The organism is Alphaproteobacteria bacterium SS10 (assembly GCA_019192455.1).
Taxonomy (GTDB): domain Bacteria; phylum Pseudomonadota; class Alphaproteobacteria; order TMED2; family TMED2; genus TMED2.
The window spans coordinates 240,601-256,210 of sequence record JAHCML010000004.1 but is presented as its reverse complement, the minus strand read 5'-3'; the positions used below and the strand labels follow the sequence as shown (position 1 = coordinate 256,210).

The window sequence follows — 15,610 nt, the reverse complement described above, 5'->3', positions numbered from 1 at the left end:
CCGCACCGCTACTCAGCGGCACCGGCCTTATCTTCTAGATCTTTGGAGGCCTGGCGCCATTCATCGGCACGGCCAATTGAACGCAGGCCGATACCACGGATAACGGCAAAGGCCAATTCCGGGTCGTTGCGGACAAAGTTGATGAACACCATCGGATCAATGCGCAGGGCCGAGACTTTGGTTGCCGCCCGGATCAGGGCAACACGCGAGATACTGGACAATACCTCAAGCTCACCGATCACCCCCTCTGGTCCCAGCGTGGCCACCACCATCTCTTCACCCCGCACACCGCGGATCATATCGACCATGCCATCAATGACGACATAGACGCCGTCTGGCTGGTCACCCGGTTGGTAGAAGGCTTCACCAGCCTCGAACTGCAAACGCTCAGCTGTGAAAGCCAAGAGCTTAAGCTGCTGTGGCTGTAGATGGGCAAAGATTGGCACCTGCGCCAGCAAGCGCACCTCGGCACTTTGATCATCGGCGAGGGCAAGATCAGCGGTCTCAGTCTGGTTGCCATAAGCTGTAGGCTTCGTCATATCGGCGGCCACATCGGACTGGGCATCAATCGTCTCGATCAAGCGACCATCGCGGATTTCAAAGCGGCGATCGACGTCGCTATCATCAACGATATCCTGGTCCAGCCAGATGATGGTGGTATCGGGCAGCAGGTTACGAATGCGCTGGCGCACCACATCCCGTTGATCAATTGCCATGGCCTGAAGCGGGGCATTCGCGATTAGAATCTTTGGCCGCTTAACCAGGGCACGGCCTAAGGCCATGCGCTGCCTGCCCAGGGTTGGCACCTTACTGCCGCCAACGCCCGCATCCAGGTCACGGATCAGCAGGATCACGCTCTCCTTAATGCCAAAATCTTCCAACACCTCATCAATGAGGGCCTCAACCTTCTCCTTTGCACCGGCGAGGCTGAACGCCACCTTACCAAAGAGGAGGTTGCCGCGGATGCTCAGCGCCGGGTTGTAGTCATGCGGGTCGAACATCGCGACGGCGTCACGCAACTCAACCGGCAAGTTGTCGTGGAAGTAGTGCCGCAACTCGACCAACCGGTTCTGCAGCTCTTCATCGATCAGACCCAAGCGATGTCGCTCAACCCGCAGCTCGAAGGTCAGGCTGGCCAGTAGGTTCCGTTCGTCCAAGCTAAGGGAAGAACGCCCCTTGGACTGAACCTGTCGCAGGATCTTTGGCAGGCGATCCAGCACCTCTTCATCAACAAAGCTGTACTGTTCATAGAACTCATGACCCGGTGGCAGGTCCTCAAACATCTCCACCAGCATCTCAGCTAGCTTCAGCCCAATCTCTTGGATCGGCTCAACGAGGTCGAAGCGTTTAAACACTGAATGGCAGTAATCATTCTGCGCGAGCTGTGAGGTCGCCAATCGATCATCCATCGGCGTGCCGAACAGGATATTCTCAGCCACCGAGGCATAGGTGTTGTAGCGCTGGTAATCGAAGGGGCTGACAAAGTGCTCTTGATCGCGGGTGGTCAGCCGTTGGCGAATATATTGGCGCGCCCCCAAAATCTGCGCCGCCATCCCGGCATATTCATTGGGATCAATGACCGTATCGAGGCCGAGCTTGAACAGGGTCTCTGTTGCCCCGGTCACCTCGATAACCTGCAACCACCAATTCAAGGCATCCTGTTGATCAAGGGCGCCGATATTCTCGTAATTTACCCAATCAGCCGTGTAGGGATCGATGGAATTACCGGAAGCCTCAGCCTCCTTCATCCATAGTTTGCCCGCCTCTTTATCGTCCTTAACCTGGGCGCTGCTTAGGGTTGGTTTCCCGCCATCACCAGCAAGGTCGGGCGTCGTCTTCATGCCGAAGAAGACATTGTCGAAGATTGTATCGTTGAAGATGTAGCTGTCGGGCCCGACATAGCCGAAATTCGGCCCCAGAATGGTCTCGGGTATCGTCGCGATGTCCTGATCGCCAAGCAGGATCCGACCACCAGTAGGCGGGGTGATCCTGGTCAGCATCTCAACGAACCGCTCCCGCGCCGTTGTATCCGTGCCGGTGATGGCAATCGTTGCCCCCTCTTCCACCGTTAGGGAGAGGTTGCTGAACACCGGCACACCGTCAGCGGAGGCAAGCGAAACGTTGTTGAGAGAGATGACGCCGTCTAGGGCGAATGGCTCCGTCCCTGGGCAGTACTGCAGCTGCTTCTCCAGCAGCTCATCCGGCACGAACTGCTCATGCAGTTGGTCGTACTTGATATTGCTGTCCGCCATCCGTTGGTAGTAGTTCAGCAGCTCCTTCCACGGGGCAGCGAGGTCCTTGTAAGCGGCAACGGCGGCGACCAGCGCACCGATCGTCAGGTCACCCTGAATCACCTGATAGCCACCAATCGCATAGAAGGAGAGCGGCGTCATCTGGCCCAAGAAGTTGTTCAGCCCCTTCATGAAGAACTTCTTGTGATAGATCGACATGCGGATGCCGAAGATTTCGCCCAGCCGCTGGGAGAAACCTGAGAGCGTGTAACGCGCGGTGCCATTAATCCGGATATCCCGGATGCCAGACACACTCTCACCAATTTCTTCCGATAGGCGACGTACCTTGAGCACCCGCTGCTTACCCAGCTGGTTCACCTGTCGTTGCAGGCGTGGGATCACCGCCGCCTGGATCGGGATCATTGCCGTGGCGGCCAGACCCAAGACTGGGTCCTGCACAAACATAAAAATCAGGATGGTCAGCATCGTGCCGCCCTGGAAGGCCGGCAGGGCAATGGCATCACCGATATAGCCGGCCAGCGGCTCCGTCTCCGATGCCACCATCGAGACGATCTCACCCTGGCTGGTGCGCTGGAATTGCGGCATCGGGAAGCGCAGGACCCGGTCCATCATTTGGAACCGCAAGCGGCGCAGCATCCGCTCGCCCAAGACGCCCTTGTACACATTGACCCGCATCTTCAGAAAACCGGAGATCAGGATCAGGACGAACAAAGCCGCACAAAGCAGCATGAGGTATGAAACTGGGCTAACGCTCAAGAAGCCCAAATCATGTGGCCCCGCCTCGCCGCTCAACGCATCATTGATGATAATCTTGGGCAGCTCCAAGGTCATGTATAGGAACGGAAATGATGCCAGCGTCAGCAAGAGCACCATGATCTGTTCGCGCTTAGAATGGCGCCAGATGAAGCGAAATAGTGTGGGTTCCATAAGGCCAGATGTATCCCAAAGGCGGCGCTAAGCCATCAAGCACTCACAACGACGTGTCGCGTCGTGACAAATCGAATGCCCAATAAATAGCCGCCAATGCTTGGTTGCATCGCAAGACAGTAGATGGCGCCGCTAAACCAAAACAGCAAGCCCAGAACAGCAAATGCTTATAAACAGGCTATTGAATAACAAGGAATAATGGGCCGCGATCGATGCCTTGGGGCGGCCGTTAACGGCCCCCTGGGCCTGGTCGCGCAGTCTGATCTTTAGCCGCGGCTTTCTCGCGGCGGCTCTCATGACGATCCAGGGCATCTAAGCTCAAGAACATGCCAACCATGTTGGTGTTACCGTGCGCTAGCGCCTCTTTGAAAGGTCCGTATTTGCGATAGCCACGGGTATAAATGTTCGGATCAACAACACTCTGGTCAGCGATGAAGGCAACTTTACCGCCATCATCAGCGACCCGCATGCCCTCTTCAACGTCGGCCACCACTTGACCCAGGGCGTTCCATAGGTTGACACCCTCTTGCGTGCGCATCTGCGGCGCTACTGCTTCCAACGCTTCAGTGGCGCGGCCAGTGGCAAGCCCTGTCGGTGAGAAGGCTGGAACCACATCCTGGAGATCCCCGAGATCTTTAGCAAAGCGGCTTTCGGGCAGTTTGTCATCGCGGATTTGCTGCCAGTCGATCTGCCAGCTCATCTGGGAAACCAGAGGCTCTTTTGTATCAATCAGCTTAGCGGCGGCATCCTGAAGGGCATCGCGTTCAGCCATTGAGAACGCCTGATCGGTCGGGGCGATATCAACCAGCGTGCGAACAACAGCACGACGCTCCAGATACCGGGACACGGCTGATTGGTTCATACCATCGGGGGTGAACCAGGCAGCAAGGTTCTTAGCGAGGCGTGCCTCGCTTTCACCAGTGATGCCGCTATCCATGGAATCACTTTGGCGGGGCTGGTCTTGAAACTCGTACCAGCTAGCCGGGCCAGGGCCACCGCGCCAGGGCTCCTGAAGTGCCGTTTCGAGCGGCGCAGTTCGGTCCGGATGCTCTGTCGCAAACCGGTCGAGAAGTTCGATTTCTTTCGGGGTTACACGGCCAGTTTGTTCAGCCATTTCCCCAAGTTTTGTGCGAGCCATCAACGATACAACCATGCTGCCCACCATTCTTCTTTTTATCAGACAGCGGGCATGCCCCTAGCCGTCAACCGAATGTATATGTTTGTGATATGCGATGCGCGAGAAAGCCCTTAGCCCATTTTCGCATAGCTGGCATTAGCAAAGCCAATTGACGTCTTTCTTTGACTTTAGATAACGCTCTGATTACACGGCCTCGCAACCTGACGACAAAAGATCAGGAGCAAAAGAGAAAAGTAACCGGAGGACTAACCAATGACCGCACCAACACTTGGCGCACAACTCGCCACCAAACTGATCGCCCAAGGTCACGCAACCGCAGACGATCAGCCACTGATTGAGCGCTTCGCCGAGGCGGAGCCAAGGCAGGCACAGCGCATGGCGGACATTGCCGGACAGCCTTCCCGAGGCCCAAAGTTCGAGCTTGTCCTGCAAAACTTGGCGGCTGAACCATTATTGGGCGCTCACAACAACGGCAATCCAACCTTGGGCGAAGAGCTGAGCCAGGCAAACTCAATGGCGACCCTGTTTACGCCTGTTGGCTCTGGCTTGACCAATGCTGAGCAGTTCTTGCAGGCAGACTCACTCGTGAAATCACTGGTTGATCTACCGCTCGTCTCCTCAACCTTCTCAAAAGCTGAGCGCGCACGCCTTACGGACATCGCAGGCGATATGATCTTCAAGGGTGCAGAAGACGAGGTGGTCGAGGCCTGGGAAGGCAATCGCAACGGCACAACCGATCAGGCTGCCTTTGCCCGCGACCTGGTCACCCTGCGTGAAGCAGCTCGCGTTATGACCCCAGATAATGTGGCGACCGGTGCTGCTGCCGATGGGCTTGCCATGGCGGCACCTCAGGTTGATTCACAAGGTGGCCAACGCCTACTGACGACGCTCAAACTTGTCGTTGATCGAACCTATGATGGGCAGGTCGCTCTCGATGACTACGCCCGCGACCACGCCAAGCACGGCCCGTGGAAGCAGGTGATCGGTCACATGCCAGAGCATACCGGCACCTTCCTCGCCATGGACGCTCAAGATCGCTTACTGGCCAAGCGTGCGGCGGTAGTTGCGGCAGATCAGGCGCAAAAAGGCACCTACGGCTTCGGCAAGCGCGATTAATCTCGCCAGGTGCGTTCGAACCATCACGGGAGCTATGCGGGCTAATTTGGCCGGATACGCTTGTGACTTTGCTGCGCCGCAGTATATAAGCCTCACAACTTCCGCTTAAAACCGATTTGCCCGCGAGCTGCCCCATGGATTTGCGCAACATCGCCATCATCGCCCATGTCGATCATGGTAAGACCACCCTCGTCGATCAGCTGCTGAAACAGTCCGGTGCCTTCCGTGACAATCAGCAGGTGGCCGAACGCGCCCTCGACAGCAATGATCTGGAGCGTGAGCGTGGCATCACGATCCTGGCCAAGGCGACCTCCGTCGAATGGCAAGATACCCGCATCAACATCGTCGACACCCCCGGCCATGCCGATTTCGGTGGCGAGGTTGAGCGTATCCTCTCCATGGTGGATGGTGCCATCCTGCTAGTCGATGCCGCTGAGGGGCCCCTCCCCCAGACCAAATTCGTGGTTGGCAAGGCACTGGCCCGTGGCCTGAAGCCCATCGTGGTGATCAACAAGGTCGACCGCGGTGATGCCCGCCCAGATGAGGTGTTGGATGAGGTCTTCGATCTGTTCTCCGCCCTTGATGCCGATGAAGATCAGCTCGACTTCCCATACCTGTTTGCCTCCGGTCGTGATGGCTGGGCCGATGACAGCCTTGAGGGCTCCCGGGAAAACCTGGATGCGCTGTTCAAGCTGGTACTGGGCCACGTCCCTGCCCCAACCGTGGATAAAGACGCGCCGTTCACCCTGATCGGCACGATCATGAGCTATGACCTTTACCTTGGTCGCCTGATCACTGGCCGCGTTGCCAGCGGCGTTGTGAAACCGAACTTGCAAGTGAAGGTCCTCAACCGCGAGAGCGAGCTGGTTGAACAGGGCCGGATTGCAAAGGTCATGGCGTTCCGAAACCTTCAGCAGCAGCCGGTTGATGAAGCTGAGGCCGGTGACATCGTTACCATTGCGGGCCTTCCAGAGGCAGGTGTCGCCGACACCATTTGCGTGCCAGAGGTGACCGAGGCGCTGCCAGCACAGCCTATCGATCCACCAACCATGGCCATGACCTTCGCGGTTAATGACAGCCCGCTGGCTGGTACGGAGGGTGACAAAGTCACGAGCCGCGTGATCCGTGATCGCCTGATGCGTGAGGCCGAGGGCAATGTCGCTATCCGTGTCACTGAGACCGACCAGAAGGATGCTTTTGAAGTTGCCGGCCGTGGCGAGCTTCAGCTGGCGGTCCTCATTGAGACCATGCGCCGTGAAGGCTTTGAGCTCTCCATCTCCCGCCCCCGCGTCCTGTTCCGGGAAGAAGACGGGCAACGGATGGAGCCGATTGAAGAAGTCATCATCGATGTTGATGAAGAGTTCTCTGGCACCGTGGTTCAGAAGATTTCTGAGCGTAAGGGTGAGCTGCAAGAGATGCGGCCATCAGGCGGCGGCAAACAGCGCCTGATGTTCCACGCCCCATCCCGTGGCCTAATCGGTTATCTGTCTGAGTTCCTGTCAGATACGCGCGGTACCGGTGTCATGAACCGCCTGTTCCATGAGTATCAGCCCTATAAAGGCCCGATTGGCAGCCGCCACACTGGCGTTCTGGTTTCCAACGATAATGGTGAGGCTGTCGCCTACGCCCTATGGAACCTGGAAGAGCGTGGGCCGATGCTGATCGACCCGGGCGTGAAGGTCTATGAGGGCATGATCATCGGTGAACACACCCGTGGCAACGACCTCGATGTAAACGTACTCAAAGGTAAAAAACTGACCAATGTTCGCGCCTCGGGCAAGGATGATGCGGTTCAACTAACCCCACCGAAGAAGCTGAGCCTGGAAGCCGCCCTCTCCTACATCAATGATGATGAGTTGGTTGAGGTAACGCCGGAAACGATCCGCCTGCGCAAGCGCTATCTTGACCCACATGTGCGCAAACGCATGGCCAAACAGATGGCAGAGGCCGGCTAAGTACCACCGGCTTAAGACAGTTTAGAGCCCGCACCATGCAGCATGGTGCGGGCTTTTGCTTAACTGGGTACCAGTTGCCCCTTAGCGCTTTCAGGCTCGCGTGTTTAATGGGCGAAACACAGCCCAACAAACTGGTTGAGAGATTAATGTCCGACGCATCAAAGCAAGCCGCCGGCGCCACCGCAGAGCCAACGATCGGCGAACAGATCGACGCTTTTCATGGAGTCTTTAACAAGACCGAAGGCCGGGAATGGCATGACGCGTTCCACATGATTTTTGGCCGCGGCGTGACACCTGCTGATGAATTCTCAACCAGCATTGCCGAGATGGCATTCACCAACCGCCTTATCGGACTTCCCTACCGGGTTGAGGCCGCCGTCATGATGCATCAGGAGGAAGCCGCAGGCCTGTTCCAAGCCACGACGGAAGAGATCGCGCCAAAGATCGGTGCAGCGGCCCAGCGTGGCCTTGATGCCGCCGAGGAACTGAAGGCCTATTGGGGTGATCTGCCCGAGCATTTGGACGCTGAGGATATGATGAGCCGCCGCCTGCCACCAGGTTGGTCAATGGTGGTCCCACCGATCAGTGGCGATCCGGCTGATGAGACCTTTGTGAACCGCGATGCGTTGAAGCATTTCATCCGCGCCGGTCGCACACCGGGACCACGCGACTACGCCACGATCCTGCCTAAGATGACGGAAATCCCGGCTGAGACGGCTACTAAAGCCAACTTTGGCCCGAATGCATTGGATGTTGGGGATGCCCTGGCATTCTACCGCCGGGCGCAGGCCTCTCGTATTGCGCCGCCATCCGAGACAGCCACGCCGAAGGTTGCGGGCAGCCGCTAACCAACCGGGTCTTTGATCGTTAAAGCCACAGGCGTTTCCCAGTCCTCGGCAATCGCCGTGCCCGTCATCAGGTTCAGCAAATCTGGGCCCATGGCATCCATGGATTCTGAGCGACCTTCCCAGATACGCTCCAGATCCTCAGCCTCAAGCTGCCACTCAACCTCCCCAGCGAAGGGGATTAGGTCCCCCTGCTCCAGCGCAGCCTTGATGCGTGCGGATAGCTCACGAGCGCTGCAGGGCTGAAACAAAGAGCGGATGGCCATGATCGCCGATTGGCTATTGGCAGAACTAGATGGCAACGCGCATTCCTCGTTTGGCCGTCGTGCCGTCAGGCAGCTTACGAACTGGCTCACCGGCCTGAATATTGGGCTCAAGCGTAATCTCAGAGACGATGCGCCCATCGGGGAACCGCTCAACCTCTGACGCTAAGTCATCGGTGCCCAAATCATGATGAATCTTGAATACGCCGGTCTTGCCCTCGTTGACATAGGTGTCGGCGACATCACGGACAAAATCAGCAAAGGGTGTGCGCGTTAGGCCAAAGGTTCGATTTGGTACCATCAAAACCTCGCCCTCTTCATTTCGATAGGGCTTCAAAGCGATGCGGGCGATTGGGTTCACGGCATTCACATCATTCGGCTTCAAAAGGTAGGCAATAGCTGTTCCCTCTTGAAGATCAGCCGTTACGTGGCGCCCAAAGCGGTAATGGCTGGGGTTCATACAGCTATCCCATTTCCGCTTTGTGGACATGCGTGCAATGTCTTCCGGGTCACGGGAGATCATGACGATCATATCGCTGGCACGGGCCGGGTCCTTGGCATAGGCATCGCGCAACTCCATTTGCCCGACACGCTGTAAGGCGCGACCAATCTTAGTAATTGGACCCTGCGGGTTAATCACTGTACCCGCCTGATAGTCCATATCCTTGTAACCGCCAGCGATCAGGTGACGTTCAATCTCAGCGGCGATCTTGCTCTCCGGCTTTGGGAGCTGGAAGTAGACGCGGTCCTGTCCCTGAAACAGTTGATCGTCGAACGTATCTGGCCGATCTGCTGGGGCTTCGGAAACCAGTTTCGAGATTGCACGCTCATGATCATCGTTTAGCAAGCTGGTCGCCTGAACGACGGCCACCTCAAGCCACTTCTTAACCATGGGCGCTTCCTTAGCGCCAAGTTCTGAGAGCGGGCGGATATCCCCATCCATGCTGGCACGCAGTGTGTCGGCAAACTTTAGAAGCTCTGAAACATCATCAGGTGATGCTGAGGTCGCAAGCTGTTGGCGTCGGCCGATATAGGAAGCAACCGGACTAACAATTGCCGCAACGATGCAGCTGTCGAGCTTTGGCTCCTGCTTATCCAATGCATCTCGTGCCGTCTGATCCAGCCCATGCAGATATGCCGCGTGCATCTCTTGCACACGTTGCAGCGATAGTGGATCCGGTTTGGCGGTGCGGCTTACAGCCGGAGCGATTGTCACAAGCGTCTTTAGATTTCAGGCGGTTAATGTCTCATCAACGCATAATCTAGCAAAGACTATTGAAAGCGCATTCGATAGTCAAAACGCTTGCTTAAAATGGTAGACGCGCCGCTGGAACAGTCGTGCGGTATTGATGGCGTGCGGCGGACCGGAACCAAGCAGTCATCTGCGCTTTTGAAAATGGCGCGATACGGCCAGATGGTGCCGGCGGCATAGCCTCAGAGAGTAGATCGTCATCATCATGGAACGGCCGATCAATCCGACGGTCGAGGTTACGCTGTAGGCCGCTTGGGGTCTGCCAACCACTAAACTTACGGTTATCGAAGCTAGGCACCACACGACCGATCAAGTCGATCAGTGTGGCCACGACAGAATTCTCATCCTGGGCGGCGCCACGATCCGCTGCCGGATGATCTTCTACATAATCAATATTGGCGGTCGAGATCCGGTCAGCGGCAGCTGCGATCTGGCTTAACAGCGCCATCATCGCAGCCTGATCGCCAACCGGGTGCAGCGGGTGCAAGAGCCGGGGCACATCGCCAAAGAAATCACCGATAAAGGCAAACAGCTGAAGCTGGTGATCAATCTCACCACCTTGCAGGTACACATCCCCAAAGGTTCGGTCGGTGGCAACACCATGAAGCTGGATGACGATCTTACCGAATCCATCTACCACATTGATGAAGAACCGGGTTTGCCCGTTATCAAGGGTCGCCTCACCAAGCTGCACTGCCCAGCACCCAAGGCCAGGATAGGCGCAGTCACTTGCGGCACGGTTATCAATGCCAGCTGACACTGATGATGTTGGGAGTGCGGTTTCAATACTGGGGTCGGATGATTCCGATTGCGGCTTAAGGGCCGGCAGTAAGGCCATCACCTGGGCGGTAATATCGGCCTGACCTGCGCCGCTGGCTATTGACCCTTCGGCCCCAATACCGAGACCGGGATTGGTAAGTGGGCCAAAGGAGGCCTGCTGCTCAACGGAAATCTGATCCAGAATACTCACTAGCCACCCCCCAGTGCTTCTAGTGCTGACGCCAAAGCCTCGCGCCTATGATCCCAAACCCACTAAGGTGGGGCTGATATGCGCCTTGCCTTAGAGCCCCCTCTGCAGCTGTATTGCATATCAACAACACCATAATCGCCTGCAATTTAGATAAAATTCAATACAAAATTTTCAAAAATCGTGTGGATATCGAAAGAAACGATCCCCAGCCGCTTAGTTGATGCCCTAAAAGGCGCGGCAGGAACCCCACGATATGGGCCATGTTCGCGGGGTGTTTACCTCGCCTAGATTGACCAGGCCGCGAATATATCTAGCCTGTAGGGAACAGACCTCGCGCTGATCAGGATCCAGTCCACATGGCCAACCGCTCGTACTTCTTAAGCCCCACCCGCTTTGGGCATGGCCTCTTGATGGCTGGGGTCGGCCTACTGCTCGGCCTCACCCTGCAAGTTCAACAAGCCAGCGCACAGGTCTCTGAGATCCGAACGACACCGATTGGCAACCTAGCCATGGGTGGCTTTGACCCGGTGACTTATTTCGAAGCAGATGCACCAGCCAAAGGTAGTGACGAGTTCAGCTATCATTGGAAAGGTGCCCGCTGGCTGTTCACCAGCCAGATGAATCTAGAGGCGTTCCGCGCCAACCCGGAAACCTATGCCCCGGCCTATGGTGGCCATGGCGCCTGGCCAGTTACGGTTGGGCAGTATGTCTTTGGCGATCCACGGCTTTTCACCATCACCGATGGTCGCCTCTTCCTCCACTACACTGAGAACACGCGTGATCAATGGCGTGCGGATCAGGCCCGTTTAACCGAACGGGCAGACCGCAACTGGGCCACCGATCTAGAACAGATGCGATAGGCCTGGGGGTTTTATGAGTATTGGGGGAACAACGGGCACATCAGAAAGCCCGAAGCCATCGAGTGCGAAAAAATGGGACCTCGACGCCATTGCGCGGCGTGGCCGCTTGGTTAGCGGCATTATCCTGTTTGTCTATGTTCTCACCCATCTTCTGAACCACAGCCTAGGCATCCTCGACATTGATCTGATGGAGCGGGTTCAGGAATGGCGGAAGGTTGTAACGCGGCATCCCGTCGGCACGGTTGTGCTTTACGGCGCGCTCATAACCCATGTGTTTTTGGCACTTGGTAAGACGGCTAGCCGCCACAGCATCAGACTGCCAAAGCGCGAGCTGATCCAGCTACTGCTGGGGGTGGCCATCCCCATCCTGCTGATTGAGCATTTGGCCGACACCCGCATCAGCAATTGGCTAATCGACTTCAACGACACCTATCGGAAAACCATTCCAGGCTACTGGCCAAGGGAGCCATGGCTGCCGGTGCTGCTTGCCCTCGTGGTATGGGGCCATGCCTGTATCGGTATGCATTTCTGGTTGAACCTATACCCCTGGTATCAGCGTACCGTGATGGTTTGGCACGCGGTTGCCATTCTGGTGCCGACCCTTGCCATTGCCGGATATGTGATGGCTGGCAAAACGATTGAGGCCGAACGCAAGCTGCGACGCGCTGAGCGGGCAGAGGTTGTTCAACCATCGCCGCTCTTAATACCCGCATCCTTTACGACAGTAGCGGTCACCAACGTTAGCGCTACAAGCGTTAGCAAGCCCTGGACCTATGGTCGGATTAAGGACAAATCCGTCATCTGGATTTGGATGTATGTCGGCTTTGCCGCGCTGGCCTTCATCACACCATTGATCGCCATTTGGGTTCGGCATTTAGGGCCACGGGTAAAGGTTCGATACCCCGAGGGACGAACCGTATCAGCCTTGCGCGGTGCGTCTCTGCTTGAGGTCAGCAGGTCCAATGGTATTCCGCACACCTCGGTTTGTGGCGGTCGTGGGCGATGCTCCACTTGCCGCGTTCATATCGGCCCGCAATCCGACCCACAGCCGGACCCCAAACCAGCAGAGGCCAAACTACTAGAGAAGATTGGGGCGCCCAAAGGCGTTCGGCTTGCTTGTCAGCTGCGCCCTGTTGGCCAGCTCTCAATTGTGCAACTCGTGGCGGCCAAAGACGCCATGAAGAAGATCAAAAAGTTCGATAGCCGCTCCCTCGGCGTTGAGCGTGAGATTGTGGTTTTGTTCGCAGACCTCCGCGGCTTCACTAGCCTCAGCGAAGACCGCCTGCCCTATGACACGATTTTCCTGCTGAACGAGTATTTCACCTGGCAGCAATCCGCGATCCGCAAGCATGGTGGTCGCGTCGACAAATTCATGGGCGACGGCATCATGGCCCTATTCGGTGCCGAGGATATTATGGACCGGTCAGATGCTGAGACCGTTGACGCCTCGGATTGCTGCAAGAATGCGCTAAACGCCCTAACAGACATGCTCGAGGCCTTGGATATGCTGAATCAGGATGAGCGTCTGGGGCTTGAGGAGCCGCTGCGCATGGCCATCGGTGTTCATGTTGGCACTGCCGTACTTGGCGATTTGGGTGCAGGGCAAGCACGGCGGCCAACGGCCATTGGTGATGTGGTCAATGCGGCAGCGAGACTTGAGAGCCTCGCCAAGGAATGGAACACGCCTGTTGTTGCCTCGGTTGAGCTGATGGAGAAAGCGGGCTGGGGCGTGATGGGCTTTGACCCCGTTGAGGTTGACATCCGGGGCAAGCAGCAGAGCTTGAAGGTTGTGCGGCTAGACGATCCAGCAGCGCTATCATCTTAAGCCTTGGCTCAGAAACCCTGTGCCGCCACCAAACCACCGCGCCGGTCCAACCGACCTAGCCATGCAAATCGAACGCATTGCAACAGGACGGCAGCGCCACTGCCCAGCAGCACGGCATAGAACAGGCCATCAATACCGCAATCCCAGCGCACACCGAGCAGGTACCCCATGGGCACCATGATCACGCAATAGGCCACAAATTGGATTACGGTTGGGATCCACACATCACTGCGCCCCCGGGCGGCATTGGCCATAACAACCTGACCGCCATCAACGATCAGCAACCAAGGCACAATGGCCATCGCCGCGGTTGCCAGGGCCAACACATCAACATCCGTCGTAAAACCACCGGCCACCATCGGCGCAAAAACCCAAAGCACAACGCCAAACGCCGCCATCAAAACGGTGTTCAGGCCCAGACCAGTCCAACCGGCCATGGCGAGGTTACGGTGGTCTGCCTGGCCATGGGCAAATCCAACCCGGACCGCGGTGGCTGAACCGATGCCGAGCGCCACCATAAACATGGTCGCCAGCACATTATGGGCGATGTTGTAGGCCGCCAACGGGGCATTGCCCAACCACCCCGCCATGATCGCCAGCGTCGCAAATGAAACGCTCTCAGCCAGAATACTGAGTGAACTCGCGTAGCCGATAGAGCGCTGACGCTGCCAATCGGCCCATTTGCCAATGCCCCATCCAGCACCACGGAAACCGAGCGCCGCGGCATCCCGCATGGTTAGCAAGATGCCAACCAGCACAAACACCTGGATCCACCGCACAATCACCGTGGACCAGGCCGCCCCTTCCGCCCCCATGGAGGGCAGGCCAAACTGGCCGTAGATCAGCACCCAGTTGCTGCCGATATTGACCAGGTTGGCGAGCAACATGACCCACATCGCGGGCACCGGCCGCTTTAACCCCTCGAGGGAAAAGGTGGTGACAACAAAGAAATAGGTGGCCGGCAGGCTAAGCCCGAGGACAGCAACCACCCGCCCACCCTCGTTTGAGAGTTCAGCTGATTGACCCGTTGCACTCAGGAAGCTTGGACCAAACTGGCAGATAACCGCCGCGAGCAAACCGATAACACCGGCCATCACCATGCCGCGTCGCCAGGCGATGCCGCAGCCCTCAAGCTGTCCACGCCCCAGAGCGTTAGCCGTCACCACCATGGTGCCAATCATCAGACCAACACCGGCGGTGGTAAGGACGACGACCGGCGCCCAGCCAATGGCCTGATAGGCGAGTTCAGTCGCACTGAATCGCCCAACCATCAGTGTGTCGATCAGGATCATGGTCAGTATCCCAGCGCGTGAAATCATCACGGGCAGGGAGAGCCGAACCGTATCGCGTATATGGGCTTTAAGGGTCACCGGCTGACGTTGCTGTTCAGCATGGCTACCAATTCGTCCGGCATGGCAACGGCCAGCTCTTGCCGTCCCTTAAACTGAAAACCGTCAAGCAGCGGGTCAATATGGGGTGCGGTTGCAAATACCAACCCATCGGTCGACGTGGTGTGAAGCTCAAAATCGCTTTCCGCTTCAATCCGATAACCCGCCACCTCCAATGCCTTCAGCACATTGGTGTGGGTGTCATCGCCATGGGTCGCAACGAAGAGGTAATCAATCTTATGGCCCTCAATCAGCTTTGCCGCTGAGGTGAAGATGTATGGCTCAAGCCCCTGGATATCGACATGCAGGATATCAAGGCGATCAAGGCCCTTCTCCGCCATGTAGTCGTCAATTGAGAAACCATCGGGACCGATGAAGCCCTGAACGAAATCACCACTGAACCCATTTCGGGCAAAGTTAGCTTTGCCAGCCTCCAAGTAAGCCTCTTCAGGCTCCAGCATGATGCAGTGGCCATCAGGCCGCGCGCGCTTCAACCACATGGAGTAATGCGCCCAATAGGCACCCAGTTCCATCATGCGCGGCGCTTCCGGCAGCTGCTTCAAAACCTCTTGGAAGATGTATTCTTCTAGAGGCTCTGTGACCCCGCGATTGATAACAAGCAGGCCAGAATAGGGACCGTAGTAAGCCCCGGCGCCAATCAGTGGCACCTGGTTGCCGTTATGCAGGGTGACAATGCCGTTCTCGACCTGCCCGGCCTGGGGCACCCGCTCGATCAGCACATTGATCGGGTCAGAGATAACCTCTCGGAAGCGGCCAAAAAGATCTTCCGATGGGGCCTTTTTGATGATCATGGAAACT

At 57.0% G+C, this 15,610-nt stretch carries 12 protein-coding genes; 5 read left to right on the top strand and 7 right to left on the bottom strand.

Features of this window, described 5'->3' with window-relative positions:
• Positions 1-8 precede the first annotated feature (8 nt).
• Together KI792_08735 and KI792_08730 are read right to left on the bottom strand one after the other, a co-directional pair.
• Positions 9-3,179 carry a cyclic nucleotide-binding domain-containing protein gene (locus KI792_08735; protein ID MBV6633103.1) on the bottom strand — a complete coding sequence of 1,057 codons (3,171 nt, stop codon included), beginning with the start codon at positions 3,177-3,179 and terminating at the stop codon, positions 9-11.
• A gap of 229 nt (positions 3,180-3,408) precedes the next feature.
• Positions 3,409-4,293: a hypothetical protein gene (locus KI792_08730; GenBank protein ID MBV6633102.1), complete on the bottom strand. Its 885-nt coding sequence runs from the start codon at positions 4,291-4,293 to the stop codon at positions 3,409-3,411.
• Positions 4,294-4,569: 276 nt separating this feature from the next.
• Here KI792_08730 and KI792_08725 point away from each other — a divergent pair, with 276 nt between their 5' ends.
• From KI792_08725 to KI792_08715, 3 genes are all read left to right on the top strand, one after another.
• Complete coding sequence (locus tag KI792_08725) at positions 4,570-5,433, top strand: hypothetical protein (protein MBV6633101.1); 864 nt, start codon at positions 4,570-4,572, stop codon at positions 5,431-5,433.
• A gap of 134 nt (positions 5,434-5,567) precedes the next feature.
• A complete protein-coding gene (typA, locus tag KI792_08720) occupies positions 5,568-7,388 on the top strand; it encodes a translational GTPase TypA (protein MBV6633100.1) in 1,821 nt (606 codons plus the stop codon).
• A gap of 146 nt (positions 7,389-7,534) precedes the next feature.
• On the top strand, positions 7,535-8,236 hold the full coding sequence (locus tag KI792_08715) for a hypothetical protein (GenBank protein MBV6633099.1): 702 nt from the start codon (positions 7,535-7,537) through the stop codon (positions 8,234-8,236).
• On the opposite strand, the gene KI792_08710 is transcribed toward KI792_08715, so the two are convergent.
• From KI792_08710 to KI792_08700, 3 genes are all read right to left on the bottom strand, one after another.
• Positions 8,233-8,499: a hypothetical protein gene (locus tag KI792_08710; GenBank protein ID MBV6633098.1), complete on the bottom strand. Its 267-nt coding sequence runs from the start codon at positions 8,497-8,499 to the stop codon at positions 8,233-8,235. The genes KI792_08715 and KI792_08710 overlap by 4 nt on opposite strands.
• Positions 8,500-8,524: 25 nt before the next feature.
• On the bottom strand, positions 8,525-9,643 hold the full coding sequence (locus tag KI792_08705; GenBank protein ID MBV6633097.1) for a hypothetical protein: 1,119 nt from the start codon (positions 9,641-9,643) through the stop codon (positions 8,525-8,527).
• Positions 9,644-9,803: 160 nt separating this feature from the next.
• Complete coding sequence (locus tag KI792_08700) at positions 9,804-10,718, bottom strand: hypothetical protein (protein MBV6633096.1); 915 nt, start codon at positions 10,716-10,718, stop codon at positions 9,804-9,806.
• 356 nt (positions 10,719-11,074) lie between these two features.
• Here KI792_08700 and KI792_08695 point away from each other — a divergent pair, with 356 nt between their 5' ends.
• Both KI792_08695 and KI792_08690 read left to right on the top strand, forming a co-directional pair.
• Positions 11,075-11,578 (top strand): hypothetical protein, encoded by a 504-nt coding sequence (locus KI792_08695; protein MBV6633095.1) that lies wholly within the window; start codon positions 11,075-11,077, stop codon positions 11,576-11,578.
• A gap of 13 nt (positions 11,579-11,591) precedes the next feature.
• The gene (locus KI792_08690) at positions 11,592-13,403 is read left to right on the top strand and encodes an adenylate/guanylate cyclase domain-containing protein (protein MBV6633094.1); all 1,812 of its coding nucleotides are present in this window, start codon (positions 11,592-11,594) and stop codon (positions 13,401-13,403) included.
• 8 nt (positions 13,404-13,411) lie between these two features.
• Here KI792_08690 and KI792_08685 read toward each other — a convergent pair whose 3' ends face one another.
• Complete coding sequence (locus KI792_08685; GenBank protein MBV6633093.1) at positions 13,412-14,695, bottom strand: MATE family efflux transporter; 1,284 nt, start codon at positions 14,693-14,695, stop codon at positions 13,412-13,414.
• Positions 14,696-14,769: 74 nt separating this feature from the next.
• The gene (locus tag KI792_08680) at positions 14,770-15,603 is read right to left on the bottom strand and encodes an FkbM family methyltransferase (protein ID MBV6633092.1); all 834 of its coding nucleotides are present in this window, start codon (positions 15,601-15,603) and stop codon (positions 14,770-14,772) included.
• Positions 15,604-15,610: the final 7 nt, after the last annotated feature.